The sequence below is a fragment of the Sphingobacterium humi genome (assembly GCF_009768885.1).
Lineage (GTDB): Bacteria > Bacteroidota > Bacteroidia > Sphingobacteriales > Sphingobacteriaceae > Sphingobacterium > Sphingobacterium humi.
The window spans coordinates 1-20250 of record NZ_WSQA01000023.1 but is presented as its reverse complement, the minus strand read 5'-3'; the positions used below and the strand labels follow the sequence as shown (position 1 = coordinate 20250).

At 44.3% G+C, this 20250-nt stretch carries 21 protein-coding genes; 8 read left to right on the top strand and 13 right to left on the bottom strand.

Annotated elements, in window-relative coordinates:
- Window positions 1-210 precede the first annotated feature (210 nt).
- Window positions 211-1083, bottom strand: coding sequence for a succinate--CoA ligase subunit alpha (gene sucD / locus GQF63_RS19225; protein WP_160370879.1), 873 nt, complete (start codon window positions 1081-1083; stop codon window positions 211-213).
- 73 nt (window positions 1084-1156) lie between these two features.
- A complete protein-coding gene (locus tag GQF63_RS19220) occupies window positions 1157-1696 on the bottom strand; it encodes an RNA methyltransferase (protein WP_160370878.1) in 540 nt (179 codons plus the stop codon).
- A gap of 117 nt (window positions 1697-1813) precedes the next feature.
- Here GQF63_RS19220 and rpsT point away from each other — a divergent pair, with 117 nt between their 5' ends.
- Window positions 1814-2068 carry a 30S ribosomal protein S20 gene (rpsT, locus tag GQF63_RS19215; RefSeq protein WP_160370877.1) on the top strand — a complete coding sequence of 85 codons (255 nt, stop codon included), beginning with the start codon at window positions 1814-1816 and terminating at the stop codon, window positions 2066-2068.
- A 129-nt stretch (window positions 2069-2197) separates the two neighbouring features.
- Here rpsT and GQF63_RS19210 read toward each other — a convergent pair whose 3' ends face one another.
- The gene (locus GQF63_RS19210) at window positions 2198-3055 is read right to left on the bottom strand and encodes a 3-keto-disaccharide hydrolase (RefSeq protein ID WP_160370876.1); all 858 of its coding nucleotides are present in this window, start codon (window positions 3053-3055) and stop codon (window positions 2198-2200) included.
- 12 nt (window positions 3056-3067) lie between these two features.
- Window positions 3068-3880 carry a helix-turn-helix transcriptional regulator gene (locus tag GQF63_RS19205; RefSeq protein WP_160370875.1) on the bottom strand — a complete coding sequence of 271 codons (813 nt, stop codon included), beginning with the start codon at window positions 3878-3880 and terminating at the stop codon, window positions 3068-3070.
- Window positions 3881-4239: 359 nt separating this feature from the next.
- Between GQF63_RS19205 and scpC the strand changes: the two genes are divergently transcribed.
- A complete protein-coding gene (scpC, locus tag GQF63_RS19200) occupies window positions 4240-5730 on the top strand; it encodes a succinyl-CoA:acetate CoA-transferase ScpC (RefSeq protein WP_160370874.1) in 1491 nt (496 codons plus the stop codon).
- Between the two features lie 45 nt (window positions 5731-5775).
- On the opposite strand, the gene gldG is transcribed toward scpC, so the two are convergent.
- From gldG to GQF63_RS19165, 7 genes are all read right to left on the bottom strand, one after another.
- The gene (gene gldG / locus GQF63_RS19195) at window positions 5776-8184 is read right to left on the bottom strand and encodes a gliding motility-associated ABC transporter substrate-binding protein GldG (RefSeq protein ID WP_160370873.1); all 2409 of its coding nucleotides are present in this window, start codon (window positions 8182-8184) and stop codon (window positions 5776-5778) included.
- A 171-nt stretch (window positions 8185-8355) separates the two neighbouring features.
- Entirely contained in the window at window positions 8356-8937 is a 582-nt protein-coding gene (locus tag GQF63_RS19190) for a porin family protein (protein WP_160370872.1), read from the bottom strand.
- A 147-nt stretch (window positions 8938-9084) separates the two neighbouring features.
- On the bottom strand, window positions 9085-9792 hold the full coding sequence (locus GQF63_RS19185) for an ATP-binding cassette domain-containing protein (RefSeq protein ID WP_160370871.1): 708 nt from the start codon (window positions 9790-9792) through the stop codon (window positions 9085-9087).
- Window positions 9793-9799: 7 nt separating this feature from the next.
- Window positions 9800-10753: a glycerophosphodiester phosphodiesterase family protein gene (locus GQF63_RS19180; RefSeq protein WP_246163619.1), complete on the bottom strand. Its 954-nt coding sequence runs from the start codon at window positions 10751-10753 to the stop codon at window positions 9800-9802.
- The gene (locus GQF63_RS19175; protein WP_160370870.1) at window positions 10737-11270 is read right to left on the bottom strand and encodes a shikimate kinase; all 534 of its coding nucleotides are present in this window, start codon (window positions 11268-11270) and stop codon (window positions 10737-10739) included. The genes GQF63_RS19180 and GQF63_RS19175 overlap by 17 nt, the downstream gene beginning before the upstream one ends.
- Window positions 11270-12475 (bottom strand): BT_3928 family protein, encoded by a 1206-nt coding sequence (locus tag GQF63_RS19170; protein ID WP_160370869.1) that lies wholly within the window; start codon window positions 12473-12475, stop codon window positions 11270-11272. Before GQF63_RS19170 ends, GQF63_RS19175 begins: the two co-directional genes overlap by 1 nt.
- A 5-nt stretch (window positions 12476-12480) precedes the next feature.
- Window positions 12481-13023, bottom strand: coding sequence for a DUF1599 domain-containing protein (locus tag GQF63_RS19165; protein ID WP_160370868.1), 543 nt, complete (start codon window positions 13021-13023; stop codon window positions 12481-12483).
- Between the two features lie 191 nt (window positions 13024-13214).
- Between GQF63_RS19165 and GQF63_RS19160 the strand changes: the two genes are divergently transcribed.
- Genes GQF63_RS19160 through cysM form a run of 4 tightly spaced genes read left to right on the top strand, consistent with a single transcriptional unit; the run spans window position 13215 to window position 16077 of the window.
- The gene (locus GQF63_RS19160; RefSeq protein ID WP_160370867.1) at window positions 13215-14000 is read left to right on the top strand and encodes a HipA family kinase; all 786 of its coding nucleotides are present in this window, start codon (window positions 13215-13217) and stop codon (window positions 13998-14000) included.
- A complete protein-coding gene (locus tag GQF63_RS19155) occupies window positions 13990-14373 on the top strand; it encodes a DUF3037 domain-containing protein (RefSeq protein WP_160370866.1) in 384 nt (127 codons plus the stop codon). The genes GQF63_RS19160 and GQF63_RS19155 overlap by 11 nt, the downstream gene beginning before the upstream one ends.
- A gap of 22 nt (window positions 14374-14395) precedes the next feature.
- Complete coding sequence (locus GQF63_RS19150) at window positions 14396-15205, top strand: serine O-acetyltransferase (protein ID WP_160370865.1); 810 nt, start codon at window positions 14396-14398, stop codon at window positions 15203-15205.
- A complete protein-coding gene (gene cysM, locus GQF63_RS19145; protein ID WP_160370864.1) occupies window positions 15205-16077 on the top strand; it encodes a cysteine synthase CysM in 873 nt (290 codons plus the stop codon). Before GQF63_RS19150 ends, cysM begins: the two co-directional genes overlap by 1 nt.
- Before the next feature lie 80 nt (window positions 16078-16157).
- Here the strand turns inward: cysM and GQF63_RS19140 are convergent, their stop codons facing one another.
- Window positions 16158-16847, bottom strand: coding sequence for a hypothetical protein (locus tag GQF63_RS19140; protein WP_160370863.1), 690 nt, complete (start codon window positions 16845-16847; stop codon window positions 16158-16160).
- Window positions 16848-17029: 182 nt separating this feature from the next.
- On the opposite strand from GQF63_RS19140, the gene GQF63_RS19135 reads away from it, so the two are divergent.
- Both GQF63_RS19135 and GQF63_RS19130 read left to right on the top strand, forming a co-directional pair.
- On the top strand, window positions 17030-18475 hold the full coding sequence (locus tag GQF63_RS19135) for a DUF3943 domain-containing protein (protein WP_160370862.1): 1446 nt from the start codon (window positions 17030-17032) through the stop codon (window positions 18473-18475).
- Between the two features lie 56 nt (window positions 18476-18531).
- Complete coding sequence (locus GQF63_RS19130) at window positions 18532-19059, top strand: hypothetical protein (RefSeq protein WP_160370861.1); 528 nt, start codon at window positions 18532-18534, stop codon at window positions 19057-19059.
- Here the strand turns inward: GQF63_RS19130 and GQF63_RS19125 are convergent.
- Complete coding sequence (locus tag GQF63_RS19125; RefSeq protein WP_160370860.1) at window positions 19056-19520, bottom strand: hypothetical protein; 465 nt, start codon at window positions 19518-19520, stop codon at window positions 19056-19058. The two genes, GQF63_RS19130 and GQF63_RS19125, sit on opposite strands and share 4 nt — an antisense overlap.
- Window positions 19521-20250 lie beyond the last annotated feature (730 nt).

The window sequence follows — 20250 nt, the reverse complement described above, 5'->3', positions numbered from 1 at the left end:
CAATGCAAAACTTAAGGCTTTTAGAAGTGTATTTCGAGGAGTTAGAGATACTACCTTTTTCTTATATCGGGTGATGAAATTGTATGCTTAAAAATTATTACCCCCCAAACTTTCGGTATGATCCGTAAAAAGACAGCCTCAAGGTATAGGGTACAAAAAATAGCGCTTACCTACAGGTAAGCGCTATTTATATGGGTTAAAAAGCTGGAATTATTTAGCTAATTCTTCAGCGATTGCTTTTCCGATTTCTGCTGGTGATTCAACTACACGGATACCGCATTCACGCATAATTTGCATTTTAGCAGCAGCTGTGTCATCTGCACCACCTACGATAGCACCAGCGTGGCCCATACGACGTCCCGGAGGCGCTGTTTGGCCAGCAATAAAGCCTACTACTGGTTTAGTACCGTTTTCTTTGATCCAACGAGCAGCTTCAGCTTCCATACCACCACCGATTTCACCGATCATGATAATGCCTTCCGTTTCTGGGTCGTTCATCAACAATTCTACCGCTTCTTTCGTTGTCGTTCCGATAATAGGGTCTCCACCGATACCGATAGCTGTAGTAATACCTAATCCCGCTTTTACCGTTTGGTCTACCGCTTCGTATGTTAAAGTACCTGATTTAGAAACTACACCTACTTTACCTTTTTTGAAGATAAAGCCTGGCATGATACCAATTTTTGCTTCTTCAGCTGTAATGATACCAGGACAGTTAGGGCCGATTAAACGAGAGTTTTTGTCGCTCAAGTAAGATTTAACTTGAATCATATCTTTAGTAGGGATACCCTCTGTAATACACACGATCAACGCGATACCTGCAGCAGCAGCTTCCATAATGGCATCTGCAGCGAATGCTGGTGGAACAAAAATAATCGATACGTTAGCTCCTGTTTTATCAACAGCGTCTTGTACGGTGTTGAATACTGGACGGTCTAAGTGGGATTGTCCACCTTTGCCTGGCGTCACACCACCTACTACGTTTGTACCGTACTCAATCATTTGAGATGCATGATAAGTACCTTCGTTACCGGTAAAACCCTGAACGATTACTTTGGAATCTTTATTTACTAATACACTCATTTTGTCTTATTTTTTGCAACGCAAATCTACTATTTTGTACTGACTTCTAAAAATCAAGAAGCGATGTATTTTGTTATTTCTTAATAATTTTCAGTTTATTTATGAAATCCCACAATACAATTCCTATCGTTACAGATACATTGAAGGAATGTTTGGTGCCAAATTGAGGAATTTCCAGGCATGTATCGGCCACTTGAATCACCTCTTCTTCCACGCCATGCACCTCGTTTCCGAAGATAAGGGCTAATTTCTGTTGCGGATCGGGTTGGTATTCGTCGAGGGAAACGGAGTTTTCCACCTGTTCGATGGCCAAGAGGGTATAGCCTTCCGCCTTGAGCTGATGCACGGCATCGATGCTGTTTTTATAGTATTCCCAGGTTACCGATTGGGTAGCGCCGAGTGCTGTTTTCTCGATTTCGCGGTGTGGAGGTGTTCCGGTAATGCCACAAAGTAAAATTCTTTCTACGGCAAAAGCGTCTGCAGTGCGGAAGGCCGAACCGACGTTATGCATGCTGCGAACATTGTCTAAAACAATCACCAAGGGGGTTTTCTCTTGGTTCTTAAAGGTTTCTACATCAACTCGATTCAGCTGATCCATGGATAATTTTTGCATGCACAAAGATAGGGATTTCGAAAACTTTAAAAATGATTTTGAATATTAGTTTTTAGATGTTATTTTTGCATTCCGAAATTTAATATAAAAAGATAATAAAATATATAGCTAAGAGAAATGGCAAATCATAAATCAGCGATCAAAAGAATTAGAGCTAACGCTGCGAAGCGTCTAAGAAACCGTTACCAAGCAAAAACTACGCGTAACGCGATCAAAAAATTACGTCTTACTACCGATGCTGAAGAAGCGAAAGCATTATATCCACGCGTGGTTTCTATGCTAGATCGTTTGGCAAAGAAAAATGTAATTCACAAGAAAAAAGCAAACAACAACAAATCTAAATTAGCGAAATTCGTTAATAAATTAGGTTAATTGTCCGCTTTTTCCTAAAGATATAATAGGGGTGTTTTCACATCCCTTTTCTTGTTTGTGCTCGAAAACGCATTAAAAAAGGCAATCGTAAGATTGCCTTTTATGTTTATGTCTTGCTGGGCTTCCAGCTTATTTAGCTTGTAATACCGCTTTAATCACCTGGTCTAATTTCGCAGCATCGCCCTGGTATTTGCTCAGGTCGTACAATTCCACCTTTCTGAAATCTATCGGGTGGCTTTCACTTTGCAAATAGATATAGCCTTCTTTTAATAGGGTGCCGTCAACCTTCTGTTTTGGATCTACCGGCCCCACATTTGCGCCACCAATTTGCGGTTTGTTATAAGCAAGCACCACTTGGCCGTCTAAGATGTGTTGAATCAGGGAATCGCCCAATACCACAAAATCAGCCGTTACCCACTGGTCGCCATGGTAGGTTTTTGAGGTCGAGCTTAAACAATGTGGGGTAAACAATTTGTTGTCGATAACAACATTGGTACCCGGGGTACATAAATTCGATGTGGTACGTGCATTTTTACCGTCGCCACCCAGCAATTGTCCTTCAATGGAAATGGGAAAATCTTGGTCTTTTAACATGCTGCTCGGCGCTTGCCCATGCAGCATTGCCCCGCTGTTGCGCCATGCCCAGCCTTCACCACCTTTGGTTTGTTCGCCTACAAAACGATATTCAACCCTTAAAATATAATAACTAAACGGTTTGTTGTAGGCCAGGTGGCCATATTGTTGGTTAAAGTCGCTATATCCATCGTAGCGAACCTTCAACAGGCCTTCTTCTACGCGAAAGGTATTGGCGTAATTATCACCAACTTCATGCAATCGTATTTTGGGCGTCCAATTCTTGATGTCTTTACCATTGAATAATTGGATTGCTTTTGGTGCTTTTACTTGGTTTTTGCCTACCTGAGCCTGTGTTCCACAAGCGCAGAACAAGCCCAAGACTAAGCCTAGGGTTAGGGATCTGAATTTCATCTCGTATAGAAATTATAAAAGTAAGTTTCGGTTTTTAACATATTCACTTGGCCGTACCCCAATTACCTTATTGAAGGTGTTACTAAAGGTTGGCAAGCTGTTGTAGCCTACGCGAAGGGCCACCTCGTTCACACTTAGTTTCTCATCCAACAATAATTTGAGGGAGGTCAGCATCCTTAAAATCGTGAAATATTGAATGTAAGACATGTTGAGCTCCTTCTGAAACAGGCGGGCTAAGGTGCGTTCGCTGATGTCGAAATGTTCGGCTAAGGATTTAAAACTGATGTTCTCGGCAATGTTTTGCTCTAAGTATGTTACAATCAGTTTTAATTTGTCGTTCTTCGGGTAGGGTAGTGCAAGGGGAAGTTCGGTCAGTGATATTTCGGGTAAGATCAGTTTGAACGCTTTGGCGATGGAAAATTTAGGCTCTTCCTCGGGGAAGATATTGCCGTTCCAACGGTTGGTAAACATGATGAGTTCAATGAGCAGATCGTTTACCGGATAAATATTTATCTTATCGAAAAAGGCGGTATCCGTTGCAAATTTTGGGAAATACAGGTTCCGCATCACCACCTGTGGGCCGCTGGGATGAATGCTATGCTTCACACCTCCGGGTATCCAGATATAATGTCGGGCAGGTAGAAAATAAGATTTCTCCGGAGTTTTTAAGAATACCACGCCACCTTCGGTATAGAGAAATTGACCTTTTCTGTGGAAGTGTTCCGTCACGTGGTGTTCCCCCATCACCGCATGATGACAATAGATGCTTTGTTCAAAAGTATCTACTTCTGTCAGGTAATATTTGTCAACATATTCTTTATGCATCCAGAAAAAAGTATTTATGAGTTATAAATTTCAAGTTTTTTATTGATAAAACCAAAACGTTAACTACCCAATGCACTTATTGTAAGTGTCAACTCAGTTTTTTTTATGATTTTCATCACCAGCATATCTTGAATTCTTTTTTATATTTACGAGCAACAGCAGGCATAGTGCTGTTTTTACCGCTTTTACCCACTTCATACTGAGGGTATTGCCGCTTACTTATTCCTCCTAATGCCAGTTAGTAATTACTTACTTTTTTTAAGCAAGCAATAATTAACTGTCTATTATGGATAATTTTAAAATTAAAATATTGATTAATATTGCCCGGCTCTAGCAATAGGGCGCCAAATTGTACTAAAATGTTAGAAAGAATACGTTTAGAAAGACTCAAAGACAAAGTTACTACAGCCGAAGAAGCCGTGAAGCTTATTGAAGACGGGATGGTGGTTGGCTCTAGTGGATTTACCAAAGCTGGAGATAGTAAAGTCGTTCTTCCCGCATTGGCGGAACGTGCGAAACACGAAAATATTAAAATTACCCTGATGACAGGGGCGTCCCTAGGTCATGGTACCGATGGGAAATTGGCCGAAGCCGGGGCGTTAAAAAAACGGATGCCTTTCCAGGTAGACCCGATATTAAGGGCTAAGATTAATGCAGGGGAAGTGTTGTTTATCGATCAGCACTTAAGTGAAAGCGCTGAATTATTGCATAATAAAAACTTGCCCGATGTGGATATCGCTGTCATTGAAGTGGCCTATATCGATCGTGATGGTAGCATCGTGCCGACTACTTCGGTCGGAAACTCGGTAACCTTTGCTGCACTTGCTAAAAAGGTAATTCTGGAAATTAATACCTCCATTCCTGAGGAAGTGTATGGTATTCACGATATCTATCAGGCGGAAGATTACCCACACCGTAACGTGATTCCTATTGTTGCCCCATGGAATAAAATTGGCCGGAAAACTATCCCTTTAAATCCGGATAAGGTGGCCGCTATTGTGTTTACAAGCCAACACGATAGTCCGGCAGATATTGCAGAACCCGATGAAAAAACATCAGCCATTGCGAAGCATATCTTAAACTTCTTTGAAGAAGAGGTGCGCTTAGGACACTTAACCGATCGTTTATTGCCGATTCAGGCCGGTATCGGGAAGGTGGCCAACGCCGTGTTAACCGGGTTTAAACACAGTAATTTTTACGATTTAACCATGTTCTCGGAAGTATTGCAAGACAGTACGTTTGATTTAATGGATGCCGGCAAACTAAGTTATGCCTCGGCATCTTCGGTTACTGTTTCTGCGGCTTGCTACGAGCGCGTGTTCGGCAATCTACAACGCTATCGGGATAAGTTTGTATTGCGTCCGCAGAATATTTCCAATACCCCGGGCTTAATTCGTCGATTGGGTATTATCGCTATCAATACCGCCATCGAGTTTGATATTTATGGCAATGTGAACTCTACGCATATCGGGGGGACGAAAATTATGAATGGTATCGGTGGATCTGGCGATTTCGCCCGGAATGCTTATCTAAGTATCTTTGTTACACAGTCGGCTTCGAAGGAAAATAAAATATCGCATATCTTGCCAATGGTGTCGCATACCGACCATACAGAGCATGATGTGGATATATTAGTAACTGATATCGGTTTGGCAGATTTACGTGGATTAGCACCGCGTGAGCGTGCGCAGAAGATTATTGACAACTGTGTGCATCCGGATTATCGCGAAGAATTACAATCTTATTTCGATCGGGCATGTGTCCGGGGTGGGCATACCCCACACTTATTGGAGGAGAGCTTCAGCTGGCATATTCGTTTCAATGAAACGGGCAGCATGAAGAAGGCTTAACACTATTTTTTGTTTATTTTTTGTAAAGAGCTTAAGGGATTGACCTTAAGCTCTTTTTGCGTATCTATGCTTGCGTGCCAATTGCTGCAAAAAGGCTATAATGAGTAAAATGAGGATGGGTGCCGCCACATTGGTCAACTGCCAGAAAACCTTGTTGGTCTTCAGGCTGGCCTGGTCTAACAAACGCAATTTCACCTCTCTATTGCGTAAAGCTATGAGCGATTCATCGTATAAAAGGTAATCCGTCAAGTTGCTAAGCAGGGTCTTGTTGGCAAACTGCTGCTGCGTATACCGATCCCATCCTAATGGGAAAGGCGATTGATCGGATTGATTGATCGCGTTGATTAGCCAATCGCCATCACTGATAACGAACATCTTGGCCGGTTTAGAAAGCTGATTTAAATCGCGTGGTTCCGCAATGCCTGTCGGTGTTGGCCGATCCTTATACAGGTATGGAAAGTTGCCCTCCAGCATCACAGCAACCGGAATCGGCTTACTTTTAAACTTCTGCGGGTCGGGTTGCTCATCAATCATGTCCAGTCCAATCTGATTTGGAGGCGTCAGCAATCGGGAGAAAGGGGAGGAGGTCAACAGGATTTCCTTCTTAATGCCAGGGCTTGTCAGGGTGTCTAAACTGCTGATAAACTCCGTACGGATGCCGTCGAGGTTTTTCACCAGGGCAGCTTTGCTGGTTGGTACCAGAATCGGGAAGAAATACCAAGGGGCTAATTCGATCTGCGGCTGTCCAGATAGTTGACCTACAGTAACCGGTATCTGGCCACAATTCAAGTCGGCAATCAGGTCGTAATTAATCCGTACCCCGTAAGTAAACAGCTGATCGTCTAAATTCAACTGCTGGGTTACCAAAGGCTGGCTGCCCATTTTCCGGAGATGATCCAAGCTGGCATCTATTGGATCAATGGCCCATATCAAGCGGCCCCCACGACGTACAAAGTAGTCGATTTTATATTTATCCGCTTCCGAGAAGGGCAATTGTGGTTTCGCGATAATCAATAAGGATAGCTGATCCAAGGAGGCATAGCTCATGGAGTCGAGGTTTACTCGTCCAACCTGCCCTGTGCTCGCTAAGGATTGCATGGCGTCGTAAAGCTGCAGATCACTGGGCTCGCCATGGCCTTCAGTAAAACCTATAAATGGCATAGATCCTGCGTTTAGCTTTTTAATGGCGCTTGCGAAGGCATATTCCAGGTTCTGCACGGAATTGTTTAACACTTCTTCCGGGGGCAGTCCCATTTTGGTCTGTAATAGGTTAATGGCGACTTCCTGTTTGCCATCCCCGATTATCGCCCAAGGGAATATCGGTTTTTGCGATAGGCCGCCTTCGTTTTTTACACTCAGGTTAGTCGGGTATAATCCGCGTTGAACTAAGGCATTGGAAAACTCCTGCCGCTCTTGTTCTGATCCTTCTAAAGGATCGATGGTATTATAGCTGATGTTTACATTTGCAAAGGCGCGAAGGTTGGTCAGCATGTCTAGGCTCGCTTCTTTCAAGCGGTTGAATCCATTCGGAAGGTCGCCATCCAAGAATACCGTGACCTGAATATCCTTTTTTAACGACTTGAGCAATTCCTTGCTGCTATCGGATAGGGTAAAGCGCTTATCGGCTGTAAAATCTAAACGACCCAGATTACGGGTAACAAAGGGTTGGTTTACTATCAGGACGGCCAGTACAACCAAGGCGTAGCGTAGCATTGTTTTGCGGATTGGGGTATAATGCCTGCGCAGGTGGCCGATGGTAAATACCAGGAATACCAGGCTAAGCGATATAAAATAGAGTAAATCGCCCGCGGAGAGCACGCCGCGGCTGATGTTGAGGTAATGCTCTTGAATGCCGAAGCGCTTGATGCCTTGTTCGTAGGGCAATAGGCTGCTGAACTGACTGATGGCATCGAAGGCGTAGTAAACGAAAAAGCAGGCAAATACCGCCAATAAGAAGGCTACAATGCTGTTTTTGCTGAGGCTGGAGCAGAAAATGGCGATAGCGGTATAACTAAGACCAAGAAAAAGCAAGCCGATGTAAGAGCCAATGATAGCGCCCGTATCGATGTTTCCTACCGGATTTGCCAGGAAATACAAGCTGATGGGGTAGAGCAAGGTCGGGATTAGCGCCAGGATGAAAATGGCAGAGGCTCCTAGAAACTTCCCTACAACCAATTGTTGGATACTAATGGAGCGGCTCAATAAGAGCTCGTAGGTTCCGTCTGCTTGTTCGCCGGCAATGCTACGCATTGCAATGGCGGGTATTAAGAACATCAGGACGTATGGAGCGAGGTTAAAGAAGCTGTCCATACTGGCATATCCAGCCTCTAAGATGGATGTATTCGGGAATATCCAGCATAGCAGTCCGGTTATTAACAGGAACAAGGCTATCGCTAGGAAGCCTGTATAGGCATTGAAATAATTTGCTATTTCTTTTTTGAAAATACTGTACAAGGGCGTGCGCTATTTTGCCCTCTAAATTAGAAAAATACCTGATGGGAACAAAACCAAATGCATGTGGCAGCTTGAACTTCTCGGCCTACTGCTGCTTGGCTTTAGGCTTAAAATATAAACAGGGATGAACCGAAAGGCCCATCCCTGTTTATGTGTTTCTAATTTTCTTTCCTAGCGTCTTCCAGGTAAGTATACTTGGAATCCTAAGGATACGCCTAAGCCGGAGGCTTTATTCGCCGCGTCGATGTTTGCTTTGGAATAATTATAGCCTGCCATTACTTCTAAGGCTACCGTTTGGGTGATAAAGTGCGCATAACCTACGTTTGCACCGAGGTTCAGCGATACATTATCGCCGGCCGAGGAACCACCGATACCGATATCACCTTGTCCGAAGAATCGACCGGAAGCACTAGCGCCACCAGGGAAGTAATAGCGAACAAATGGCGCAATACCATATCCCCATTCGTTATCACCTTCATCTACGGTACGTAGTCCTAGGTTGGCTTGTGCACCAATGGCTAATCCATCGGTAACAAAGTATCCTGCGCGGGGGCTTAAATTTATGTTGAAAGATTTCGACTCAAAACTATAACCTAAGCTTCCCACAGAGCCACCGACCATCCAGTTTCCTTGTTTGATGGGAGACATGCCTACATCAGCCGACGTTTGCGGCCTTGTGTCAATTTGTACTTGCGCTGCGCTGTATGAAATACAACCAACGGAAAGGGCTAGGGTAAGTAATAGATTTTTCATATAATTCGTGTTTTTATATAGTATAAACAAGAGACTAGATAAAATGTTTCTCTCTTTGTTAATTTTCAATAAAAAACGAAGGGATATTCGTTGAATTTAACTGCTGATGAGCAGTCTTTTCGAAAATTGAAAGAAAATAGGAAGTTGTTATTGGGTAAACTGCACGAAGATGTCTTCCATGCTTTTGTTCGGAAATTCCTGCTGCAGTTCCGCTTTGGTTTTATGCAGCTTGAGCTGTCCTCGGTTTATGATGATGACTTCATCGCAGATTGCTTCTACCTCTTGCATGATATGCGTGGAGAGTAGGACTGTCTTTTCTTTGCCGAGGTTTTGAATTAAAGTACGGATTTCGATAATCTGGTTAGGATCCAGACCGGTGGTAGGCTCGTCCAGGATCAGGACTTCCGGATTGTGGATAATCGCCAATGCCAATCCGACACGCTGCTTGTAACCCTTAGAAAGCTGTTGGATTTTCTTATGCTGCTCTAAGCTTAAGCCCGTTATTTTGATAACCTCTGCTATTCTTTCCTTTTTATGAGGCACTTGTTGCAAGTCTGCTTCAAAGGCCAAGGCCTCCAACACATACATGTCTTGGTATAAGGGGTTATGTTCTGGCAGGTAGCCAACGCGCCTTTTTAAGGCGAGGTTATCCTGACTTACCGCAGTGCCCAATAGCTTGGCAGTTCCGGATGTTGCAGGCAAGATACCCGTCAATATTTTCATACAGGTCGATTTCCCAGCACCATTGGGACCTAAGAACCCAATAATCTTATGCGATTGCGTTTCAAAGCTAATCCCATCAAGGGCTTTCTGCGTTCCATAAGTCTTTGTCAACTGTGCTACCTGTATGGCCATGAATATGCTATTGAATGTATTTTGAGCGGATATTACGCTTATTGATGTAAAAAGATAGGGCTTTTGCAGCCTCCATCGGATGGTCGGTAGATAGGATATCTGCACCGCGGTCTACAAATTCAGCATAGCGTTGATAACCTGCTTTCTTAGCTGATTTATCTAAGTTGCCGATGGTTCCTAAAATAGAACGGATGCCATGTCTGCGTAAGTTATTGTACAGGCTGGTATCGGGTTCTGCAGTCCCTACGAAAGCAACCAAACGGGTGTCTGGAATATCTAAGCCGTAGAGTCTGGTGAGATCATCCATAGATTTGATGCTGGCCGAGATCATCAGATCCGGGGCTAAGCGATTTACTGCAGCCGCTTGATTCGCCGTATAGGTAATGATAATGCTACTCGTTTCACTCTGCGTCTTCCGAATGATGTCCACCAGCAGCTCATAAGGCACCTCACGTTTCACATCCAAGGTGTAAATCACTGCATTCTTTCCCCACAATAAGGCTTGCTCCAGTGTTGGAATGCCGTAGCGGGTTACTTTTCCCGACGGGTCTTTTAGCTTCAGCTCCTGCAGCTCTGCGTAGGTTTTATTGATCACTTTTCCTTTCCCTGTAGAGGTTCTGTTCAGCGTTTCATCATGCATCAGCACCAGCACGGAATCCTTACTCATGCGTACATCACATTCGATAATGGCTGGCATCTCTTTGGCAACTTCGGCGAAGGTCGCAATGCAGTTCTCGGGGTAGCCCGGGAAAGCACCGCCACGGTGCGCACTCACCAAGGGATAAGCCCCTTCCCGAAAGGTCAGGAAGTCGTAGAACTCATCCATGGTCTGGATGTTAAACCGATTGGAAACCTTCGGATACTGGTCTGTATTGCCTTGCATATCGCCGCGAAAGCAGGCGCTAAGCAATAGCGTGCAGCCAGTAACAACAAAAAGAAAGAAGCTAGTCTTTTTTCTCATGCGTTTGATGATAGTCTTTAACAATGTTTAGCAATTCCGCTAAGGAAGTATTTATTTGATCGACATGAATATGCGCCCGGTTGTAATAAGGCGCTCTTTCCTGTAGTTTCTCTTCAATAAAAGCCAAGAGCTGCTCGCCTGTAAAGCCTTTTAAGGCCGGACGTTTATTCACATCCGATTGGCTGAGCCTTTTCCACAACGACTTCGCACTATGGTTGAGGTATAATACCGTTCCATGATCTAGCAGCCAGTCCATGTTATCAAAGAAACAAGGTGTGCCACCCCCGGTAGATATAATGCCAGCACGGCCTTCTTGCTCCTTCATTACGGCTTGCTCCAATTCCCGAAAGGCGTCTTCGCCATGGGCTTTGAAGTATTCCGGAATACTCATGCCTATTTTCTCGACAATAAGATGGTCCATATCGATAAAAGGAACTTCGAGGGCAGACGCTAATTTCTTTCCCCAGGTTGTTTTCCCGGAGCCCATAAAACCCACTAAAAATATCGGTCGATCCATTATTGTATCTTATCGAAATAGTTCTTTATCAACACTTCTTTGGACGGGAAGTTGTACTTCGACCACTTTTTAACCACGGTGCCATTCAGCATGAGTAAGAACCCAGGGCTCGACCGCACCATGCTTTTCAATGGAACAGCATCTACATAGAAGGTTTCCAAAACCAAATCCATCTGATCGTTCAAGTAGTTCACATCATCCGATGAGGATGCTGTCGCCAGAATCGCTCGGATGTTATAATCTTCAGAAAGCTCACGAATGGTCGTATTGATCTTATCCAAGGCCTTAAAATCTAAAGGCGATAGCTTAGTCAAATCCGTACTTACCACGATAAAGTTGTAGTAGGGGTTGCTGGTGATTTCATCCGTACGGTCGGTGCCTTCCATATCCGAGATGATCAAATCAGGAATCGCCAATTGGAATCCTTTTTTAATCAGTTTGCTTTCCGGTTCGCCAATAACTTCCAGGTTATCGTCTTCCCACAATTTATCGCCTAGATATTCCTTATCTGTAACTTTTCGAACCTCACCGGTTGTTTTGTTTTTCAACTGGTACACATGTTCATAAACATCAGGTTCGGCGCCTTCCGGAATCTTCCTTAGCTCCGGGATGTTATTGCCTTCTTTGTAGGGAAGGAAATCAACAAAAGGAAGGAAGTACAAGGTGTAAATACCGATTCCAAAGGAAGCGATAATGATAAATAGGGTAAGGAGGTTTCTGGTGAATAAGCTTTTGATAATCGGCGTAATCCGATCCCGATAGATAAACAAGGGGATAATCAAAGCCAATAGCACTAAGTCTTTAATGAAAGATTCCCAGGGTGTTAAGGGAATCGCATCGCCAAAGCATCCGCAAGACTTTACGGCTTCGAAGAAGGCCGAGTAAAAAGTCAGGAAGGTAAAGAAGATAATCAGGATCAGCAGTCCCCAGGCCACTTTCTTACCGGCTATGCCTAGAATCAAAAGGGCACCCAAAATAATTTCCAAGGCACAGATGATGATGGCGATCCAGTCGCTAAAGTCGTTTAAGAATCCCATGCCAAACACATGGAAATACTCTTGCAGTTTATAGCCGAACCCCATTGGATCGTTTGCTTTTATCAACCCGGAGAAGATAAAGAGCAGTCCGACGATAAGTCGGGGGATCCATAGCCATAAGATAGGTTTCTTGCTTTGCTTTTGCGGAAAGCTATTTGTGTATGTCATGTTCTTTATTTTGCTGCTAAACCTAATTTAATCAGTGCAAACACGGCATAGTTTAGCATATCTTGATAATTGGCTTTCAATCCTTCCGATACGAGGGTTTGGCCGCCATTGTCTTCAATTTGTTTTACGCGGTGCAGTTTCATCAGGATAAGGTCGGTGAGGGAAGACACGCGCATGTCGCGCCATGCTTCACCGTAATCATGATTTTTTGCCAGCATTAAGTCCAGTGTTTCCTGCACTTTCTCGTTGTATTTGGCTTCCACGAAATCTGCCGGTAGGTTTTCTTCGCCATCCTCGCCCAATTCCAGCTGCATCATGGCAATGACGCAGTAATTGACGATGCCGATGTATTCCTCCAGCACCCCTTCGCCCACTTTGGACACCTTTTTCACTTCTAAGGTACGGATTCTTTGCGCTTTTATATAAAGCTGATCGGTAATCGAAGAGAGACGCATTATCCGCCAGGCCGTACCATAGTCTTTTGTTTTCTTCAAAAATAAATCCTGGCAATGGCTGATGACCTGCTTATAAGCTGTAGTAGTATCCATAAAATTTATCACAATTAATCTCGAGTGACACAAATATAGCTAGAATTACCTAGACCTTTAGGTCAGATTAGTGTACATTTTTCCTGCTTTACGTTATTTTTTTGCTTTTCCATTACCTTTAAATAGGGGATTCGCTTAAATTTGATGTTATCGAAACCCTAAGCCTGTGCGCAAAGCATAAGATAAAAACTATGGAGATACAAAGTCCTGAAATCCGAGAAGTTACCATTACCCGATATATACAACCCTTTCGGGAGGGCGGTTCCTTGCCCGGATTAGTAGATGCCGATGATGGCTTTAGCTATGTGATTAAGTTTCGGGGTGCCGGACAGGGCAAGAAGGCCTTGGTTGCGGAGTTTATCGGAGGTGAGCTTGCCCGCTTTTTAGGGCTGCGAGTACCCGAGATGGTCTTTGCCGATTTAGATGAAGGCTTCGGCCGCACCGAACCCGATGAGGAGATTCAAGACTTATTAAAGTTCTCGGTAGGAAAAAACCTGGGCGTCCATTTCTTGAATGGTGCCATCACCTTTGATGCCAATGTGGATGAGATAGCGGCGGAAGAAGCCTCTAAGATCGTATGGCTGGATGCCTTATTGATGAATGTAGACCGTACGGTGAAGAACACCAATATGCTGGTTTGGCATAAAGAGCTCTGGCTGATCGATTATGGTGCCGCGCTCTATTTTCACCACAGCTGGGACAATTGGCAAGAGCAGGTTAGCAAGCCCTTCGTGCAGATAAATGATCATGTATTACTCAAGCAGGCGACTGCCGTTGAAGCCATAGATGCGCAATACCGCGAGCTGTTCAATCAAGAGAACATCGCCAAGGTGCTAAACGCTGTTCCTGATGAGTGGCTAATCGATGAGGTTCGCGGGCTAGATGCCGATGCGGTACGCCAGGTCTATATCGAGTTTATCGCGCAGCGTGCTGCGCAATCGTCCATCTTTATCAATCAGATTCAGTATGGCAGATAGAACCTTATATGAATATGCCGTTGTGCGGTTGGTTCCACGTGTAGAGCGGGAGGAGTTTATGAATATCGGGGTATTGTTATATTGCCGCAAGCAGCGTTATGCTGAAATCATCTACCAAGTAGACCCGGAGCGATGTTGTGCGCTGGCCAAGGATATCGACTTTGCACAGATCGAAGCCCATTTGCAATCCATGCGTGCTGTTTGCCGTGGCGAAAACGCCGGCGGTGCATTAGCACAGCTCGATCAAACGGAGCGCTTTCGCTGGTTGACGGCCTATCGCAGCACCCTTATCCAGTGCTCTGCTGTTCACCCGGGCCTATGTGTCGATGCTGCTGCAACTCATCAAGAATTATTTGAAAAACTGGTGTTATAACCAGCAAAAACAAGTTTACCCCATGAAAGATTTTTACGAACATATCTACCAGAAACAGCAAGCTGTTCAAGATATGCCCAGCAATAAACAAATTGCCCAATGGGCAGTTTCCCTGATGCACCTGCTGTTTCCGGAGCGCAATTCCCATACCTACCATGAAGTAGCCGATGTTGCTGCTGCCTTCCAAGTGGCAGAGGCCGAGCTGTATCAACTCTTATTGAAAACCAAAGCCTGTGGCAACTGCGATGTGAAGCAGGTAGCCTCCGATTTCTTTAAGCATCTACCCGCAATCTATGAAACGATGCTCACCGATGCACAAGCCATCTTAGATGGCGACCCGGCTGCGCAAAGCCTCAATGAGGTCATACGCACCTATCCGGGCTTCCTGGCCATCTGCATCTACCGCATGGCGCACGAGCTGCTGTTGCTCGGCATCCCGCTGATTCCACGTATATTAACCGAGTATGCCCATTCAAAAACCGGGATTGATATCCATCCGGGGGCTCGCATTGCGGAATACCTGCATATCGACCATGGAACCGGCGTTGTTATCGGCGAAACCTGTATTATCGGCAAGCATGTAAAGCTGTACCAAGGGGTCACTTTGGGCGCTTTAGCCGTCGATAAAAGCCTCTCGAATACCCAAAGACACCCGATTATTGAAGACCATGTCATTATTTATGCCGGTGCTACCATCTTGGGTGGTGAAACCGTGGTAGGCCATCATTCTGTTATTGGCGGAAACGTGTGGTTAACCTCCAGTGTAGGGCCTTACACCACCGTATATCACCAAGCCAATTCAAAATTTATAGACTCAAAACCAATCGTATAATGGGAAATATTATAGAAACTATTGGAAATACCCCTTTGGTGGAAATTACCAGATTCCACAACAACCCAAAGGTGAAAATATATGCCAAACTAGAAGGCAACAACCCGGGCGGATCGGTGAAAGACCGCGCGGCCTTAAATATGATTCGTTCCGCGATGGAACGCGGGGAAATTAACAAAGACACCAAGCTTATCGAGGCTACCTCCGGTAATACCGGCATCGCCCTGGCCATGATAGCTTCTATGTTTGGCCTTTCGCTGGAGTTGGTGATGCCATCGACGTCCACCCGCGAGCGTACTTTAACCATGGAAGCCTTTGGTGCGAAGGTAACCCTATTGGAAACCATGGAAATATGCCGCGACTATGCCGAAGAAAAGGCCGCAAGCGGCGAGTACTTTATCCTGAATCAATTTGCGAATCCCGATAATTACGAAGCCCATATTAAAACCACCGCACCAGAGATCTGGCGGGATACCGAAGGAAAGATTACCCATTTTGTCAGTGCCATGGGTACCACCGGCACCATTATGGGCTGTTCCATGTATTTAAAAGAACAAAACCCGGATATTCAAATCATCGGCTGCCAGCCAACCGAGGAATCATCCATTCCGGGCATCCGTCGCTGGCCCCAGGAATACCTACCTAAGATATACGATGCTAGCCGTGTGGACCGTGTGATCGATATTAAACAAAGCGACGCAACCCAAAAGGCACGCGAGCTTGCCAAGCAGGAAGGCGTCTTTGCCGGCATGAGCTCTGGAGGAGCCTTCCATGCGGCGCTGCAAGTGGCCAACGAGTTGGAAGAGGGCCTTATCGTGTTTATTGTTTGCGATAGAGGCGACCGCTACTTAAGCTCCGACCTATTTGGTTAAACCCGAAGGTAAATGCATATAAAAAGCCTGGATACTTTCAATATCCAGGCTTTTTAACTTCTTTTCATTCCTTTTCATGTTTATTCCCGGTCGCGAGACCATATTTCATAGATCGGATCGCCTTTGGATGATTTGCCGGAATGATGCCATTCCCCATTCTTCAGCTCGCCTGTAAAGTCTAATTTAGCGCCTACGCGGCCATTATCTCTCGAGAAGAACAGAATATGCTCGACGTATTTACCATTGGCAAAGCTGTATTGCCCACCGCCGGTTCCGTAGAATCCTTTTTCTGCCGGATTGATGGCAATCCATTGGAAATAGCCATCCACCAATAGCTTAATAGTCTTCCGGTCGCCACGTTTAATGGTCGACATCTTGTCTTCCTGCTTTCTTCCTGTAATTCGCCATAAGCCATCCAGGTCTTGCTTCTTGGCGACTTGCTTTATATAGTTTAAGCTACCAATCTGTAGGCCTGTCGCTTTTACATGGGCCTTTATGTTTTTGGTTTGCCCCACTTCCTGCGGGTTAGCATCGTTATATTCAATAGTGATGCGTATGCCCTCCTCGGTGAGTGCTACCGGACCGCCATAGGTGGAGCCGTATGTGTTGTTTTCGTAGGAAATATGCGAGCCATAACCATCCGCGAACAGCCATAATTCATTTTGTTGGCCGTTTTTAGCGAGATAAACGCCATGTAAACCTACCTTAGATTGTGCATATAGAAGTATACTGAAACAGCAGAGGCCTAGCATAGAAAGTACTTTTTTCATGATGTTTATCGTTTTGGTTATCCTTAAATATAAATAAAACCCCTGATAGTCAAAACTGTTTGCCTGAAAATGAGGTTTTGTATACCGAAGCTTTTTAGGGAATGTGTAGGAGCCAATTTACCTGTTTGGGGAAATAGCTAAAGATTAGTTAATTTTGTTGACACATTAAAAATTACACAACATTGCGTTTTTCTTTCATTATCATTCTTCTTTTAATTGGTGTTTTTTTCCGTGTAAGTACAGCTTGCGCGCAGGTGGATAGCCTTCCAACATTACAAACAGATACAGCTTACTTTAAAGATCCTGCCTTCTTAAAGGATACCCTGACCTACAACCTGAATCCCAAACGCGAGAAGAAGTTTTGGCGAGCTGGTGCCGAGTGGTTTTTAGCGCAGGCCTTGCCCGCTTCCTTCAACCGCTTCATCACCCGCGATCCCTATTCTTACATCTCTTTTCAGAATTTCTTAGACCATCAACGGCTATCGGCTTGGGATTGGGATGATAATCAATTTACCACCAACCAAATCGACCATCCCTTTCATGGGCAGATCTATTTCAACGCCTTCCGCAGCAATGGCTATAATTTCTATCAATCCAGTATTGCTACGGTGGCAGGCAGTTATATTTGGGAAACCGCCGGCGAAACCCAGCATCCTTCCATTAACGATTTGGTGAACACCACCTTCGGTGGGATTTTACTCGGCGAAATGATGCACCGGGTATCGCGCAATATCCTGGCCCGTAACAGAAGCCACCATAACCGGATCGGAAATGAGGTAGTGGCCACCCTGGTAAACCCTGTGCATGGCCTGAACCGCATGTTGGATGGGAAATGGGGCAAGCAAGTGGAAGATTACTTCCTGGTCGATTCCTCTATAATCTCTGCCGAGGTAGATGCCGGTATCCGACGCTTTGATGCAAAGGACGGCGATTTCCTGACCAAAGGAAAAAACTCCTTCTATGGCCGATTACGCTTTAAATATTCCAATGGCGACCATAATTATAAACGACCATTCGATCAATTCGCCGTAACCTTGGAACTCGGAACAGGGGATAGCTCTTTCATTAATATGGTGAATGTGCATGCCTTGCTCTATGGTGCTAAATTCTTTAAATCGCAACGTGGAAATCATTTTGGAACCTTAAATGCCCATTACGATTTTATCAATAACGACTCCTTTTTCTATGGTGCCCAAAGCATCAATTACAACTGGCTGTCGGAGTTCCGGTATAAAAAGGGAAACCGCCTGAACCTTAGTGTAGGTGCTGGTGCGGTGGTTCTCGCTGCGGTACCCGATCCTTACCTGCTGTATGGGGCCAGTCGAAACTATAATTACGGGCCCGGGGCATCTTACAGGTTCAAAGGGGAGTTGATGCTGATCAATCGTTTTCTGTTAAGTGCTGATTATAACGGTGGGGTCTTCTTTACCATTTCAGGCAATGATTCCTATTATATTTTACATGGCCTAAGCGTGGAGGCCAGCTTACGATTGTATAAACGCTGGTCTATTAATGTTAGCTCAGGTTATTTCAACCTGCAAGGGCATTTTAAAGATCCGCAATATGCTGATTACCATCGTGAGTATCCTTACGGTCGCCTTTCTTTGGGCTATAACATCTTCTTTTAAGCCTGTTGGGCGAAATATTTTTAGTAAATTAGTTTAAATATTAATTAAGACTAATTATGAAACGCTACGACTGGCTATATATTGGGATCAAAATCCTTGGCTTATCTTTATTTACCCCCATTTTTCAGCGCACTTCTGAGATCAGTTTTTTCTTATTTTTAAGCCAATCTGATTTAGACGCACGATCGCCTGTGCTGGTCATGGTACCCTATATCTTTCAGTTTTTGATGCATGTGTTTTTTTTATTTATTTTTCTCTTTAGAACGGAAAAGGTATTAGCTATTATAGGAGTAAAACCTAGCGAACAAGTGGATGCAGCGCCCGCACCTGATAAAAAGCAATTCTTAATGATTTGCATGCAATTGCTGGCCATTTATTTTTTAGTACAAGCTTTACCCGATTTAATCAGGAATATATGGAGCAAGGTGCAGGCTGTACAGCATAATCAGGAAATCATTTTCCAGCAAAATATAGACTTGATAACCCCTTTGCTGAGTGTTATTTTGGCCGCAATCCTCCTATTTAATGCAAAAGATTTGGCGACTTACCTCCTGAAAAAGGATAATCAAACCAATTCGGCCTAGTCAGCTTTCTGTACTACCTTCACCATTTCTTGTCCGGTATCACCTGTCAGGAAGAATTTTAATACCCGATCTTTTTTGGTCATATTGGGCTTTAAGACAATCTTGATGCTCGTGTCGTTCAACCTTTCCCAGGTAAACCAATTGTATTGCACCTTATAGATGCCTGCTAAGTGGTCTAAGGATTCATCTGTAGCTTTCGGAATGTTACTTTGGTAGCTGAGGCCGGGGAAGGTATCCCATAGCTCATCCTGTATCTTATGCCCTTGAAAAGCCATAGACGTAAGCCGCCAATAGATGTTACTTTTGGATCGAATCGTAATACCGGTCCGATTTCCTTTTCTATAATAAACCGTAGAAGGGAAGCCTGGCACCTGGCCAAAGGGGACTGATTCTTCTTTGCAAGAGGAAAAGGTAAGTAGTGCAATTAGGGTAAATATTACTGGGGAACAATATTTATTCATGCCTAAATATAGCCCCAAAAAATAGCGGTATTTTTTCGATTACTAGCGATATTAAGGTGGAGGTCAGGAGGGGGGAGTATTTTTGCTGTCATCGTGCTGTCGGAGTGTTGTCATCGTGAGCGGAGTCGAACGACTGGTACGTCAGTGCAATCAAACACGATATTTCTCATTATTAATCAATTACACAAACTTGCTATTATAAAAAAACTATATATTATTGATTGCACTGACGTACCAGTCGTTCGACTCCGCTCACGATGACAATACTTGCCGCAACGATAAGTAATGAGGGCCGCAGTTTACTAACAAAGCGTGCCGTAGTTTGTAAGCAATGCTTAACAAGCAATGCCACTTTATGTCATCACCTTCCAATAAATTTGCAAACATTTTACCCCCCCCCCTCACCATGACAAAACGATGACAGCACGACGGCAACACGATGACAAATCCACCAACCTTTCCTACCTTCTTTCACCTTCTCCCTTTTCACACCCCTTTCACACCCCTTTCACACCCGTATCAATCCCCTTTGCAGAGGGCTTACCTACGGCTGAGAATAGCCTTTCAAAAGTTTTAGAAAATCCTAATCCCAAAAGCATTCGCAGGATCATACCGAAAGTTTGGGGGGTAATAATTTTTAAGCATACAATTTCATCACCCGATATAAGAAAAAGGTAGTATCTCTAACTCCTCGAAATACACTTCTAAAAGCCTTAAGTTTTGCATTGAA

Excerpts from the sequence above, each read along its gene's own strand:
- GQF63_RS19140 (WP_160370863.1), bottom strand. The coding sequence starts at position 16,847 with ATGAAAAAAGTACTTTCTATGCTAGGCCTCTGCTGTTTCAGTATACTT.
- sucD (WP_160370879.1), bottom strand. The coding sequence starts at position 1,083 with ATGAGTGTATTAGTAAATAAAGATTCCAAAGTAATCGTTCAGGGTTTT.
- GQF63_RS19205 (WP_160370875.1), bottom strand. The coding sequence starts at position 3,880 with ATGCATAAAGAATATGTTGACAAATATTACCTGACAGAAGTAGATACT.
- GQF63_RS19180 (WP_246163619.1), bottom strand. The coding sequence starts at position 10,753 with ATGAGAAAAAAGACTAGCTTCTTTCTTTTTGTTGTTACTGGCTGCACG.
- scpC (WP_160370874.1), top strand. The coding sequence starts at position 4,240 with ATGTTAGAAAGAATACGTTTAGAAAGACTCAAAGACAAAGTTACTACA.
- GQF63_RS19165 (WP_160370868.1), bottom strand. The coding sequence starts at position 13,023 with ATGGATACTACTACAGCTTATAAGCAGGTCATCAGCCATTGCCAGGAT.
- GQF63_RS19160 (WP_160370867.1), top strand. The coding sequence starts at position 13,215 with ATGGAGATACAAAGTCCTGAAATCCGAGAAGTTACCATTACCCGATAT.
- GQF63_RS19220 (WP_160370878.1), bottom strand. The coding sequence starts at position 1,696 with ATGCAAAAATTATCCATGGATCAGCTGAATCGAGTTGATGTAGAAACC.
- GQF63_RS19125 (WP_160370860.1), bottom strand. The coding sequence starts at position 19,520 with ATGAATAAATATTGTTCCCCAGTAATATTTACCCTAATTGCACTACTT.
- GQF63_RS19185 (WP_160370871.1), bottom strand. The coding sequence starts at position 9,792 with ATGGCCATACAGGTAGCACAGTTGACAAAGACTTATGGAACGCAGAAA.
- GQF63_RS19175 (WP_160370870.1), bottom strand. The coding sequence starts at position 11,270 with ATGGATCGACCGATATTTTTAGTGGGTTTTATGGGCTCCGGGAAAACA.
- GQF63_RS19210 (WP_160370876.1), bottom strand. The coding sequence starts at position 3,055 with ATGAAATTCAGATCCCTAACCCTAGGCTTAGTCTTGGGCTTGTTCTGC.
- GQF63_RS19170 (WP_160370869.1), bottom strand. The coding sequence starts at position 12,475 with ATGACATACACAAATAGCTTTCCGCAAAAGCAAAGCAAGAAACCTATC.
- rpsT (WP_160370877.1), top strand. The coding sequence starts at position 1,814 with ATGGCAAATCATAAATCAGCGATCAAAAGAATTAGAGCTAACGCTGCG.
- GQF63_RS19150 (WP_160370865.1), top strand. The coding sequence starts at position 14,396 with ATGAAAGATTTTTACGAACATATCTACCAGAAACAGCAAGCTGTTCAA.
- GQF63_RS19190 (WP_160370872.1), bottom strand. The coding sequence starts at position 8,937 with ATGAAAAATCTATTACTTACCCTAGCCCTTTCCGTTGGTTGTATTTCA.
- cysM (WP_160370864.1), top strand. The coding sequence starts at position 15,205 with ATGGGAAATATTATAGAAACTATTGGAAATACCCCTTTGGTGGAAATT.
- GQF63_RS19130 (WP_160370861.1), top strand. The coding sequence starts at position 18,532 with ATGAAACGCTACGACTGGCTATATATTGGGATCAAAATCCTTGGCTTA.
- GQF63_RS19155 (WP_160370866.1), top strand. The coding sequence starts at position 13,990 with ATGGCAGATAGAACCTTATATGAATATGCCGTTGTGCGGTTGGTTCCA.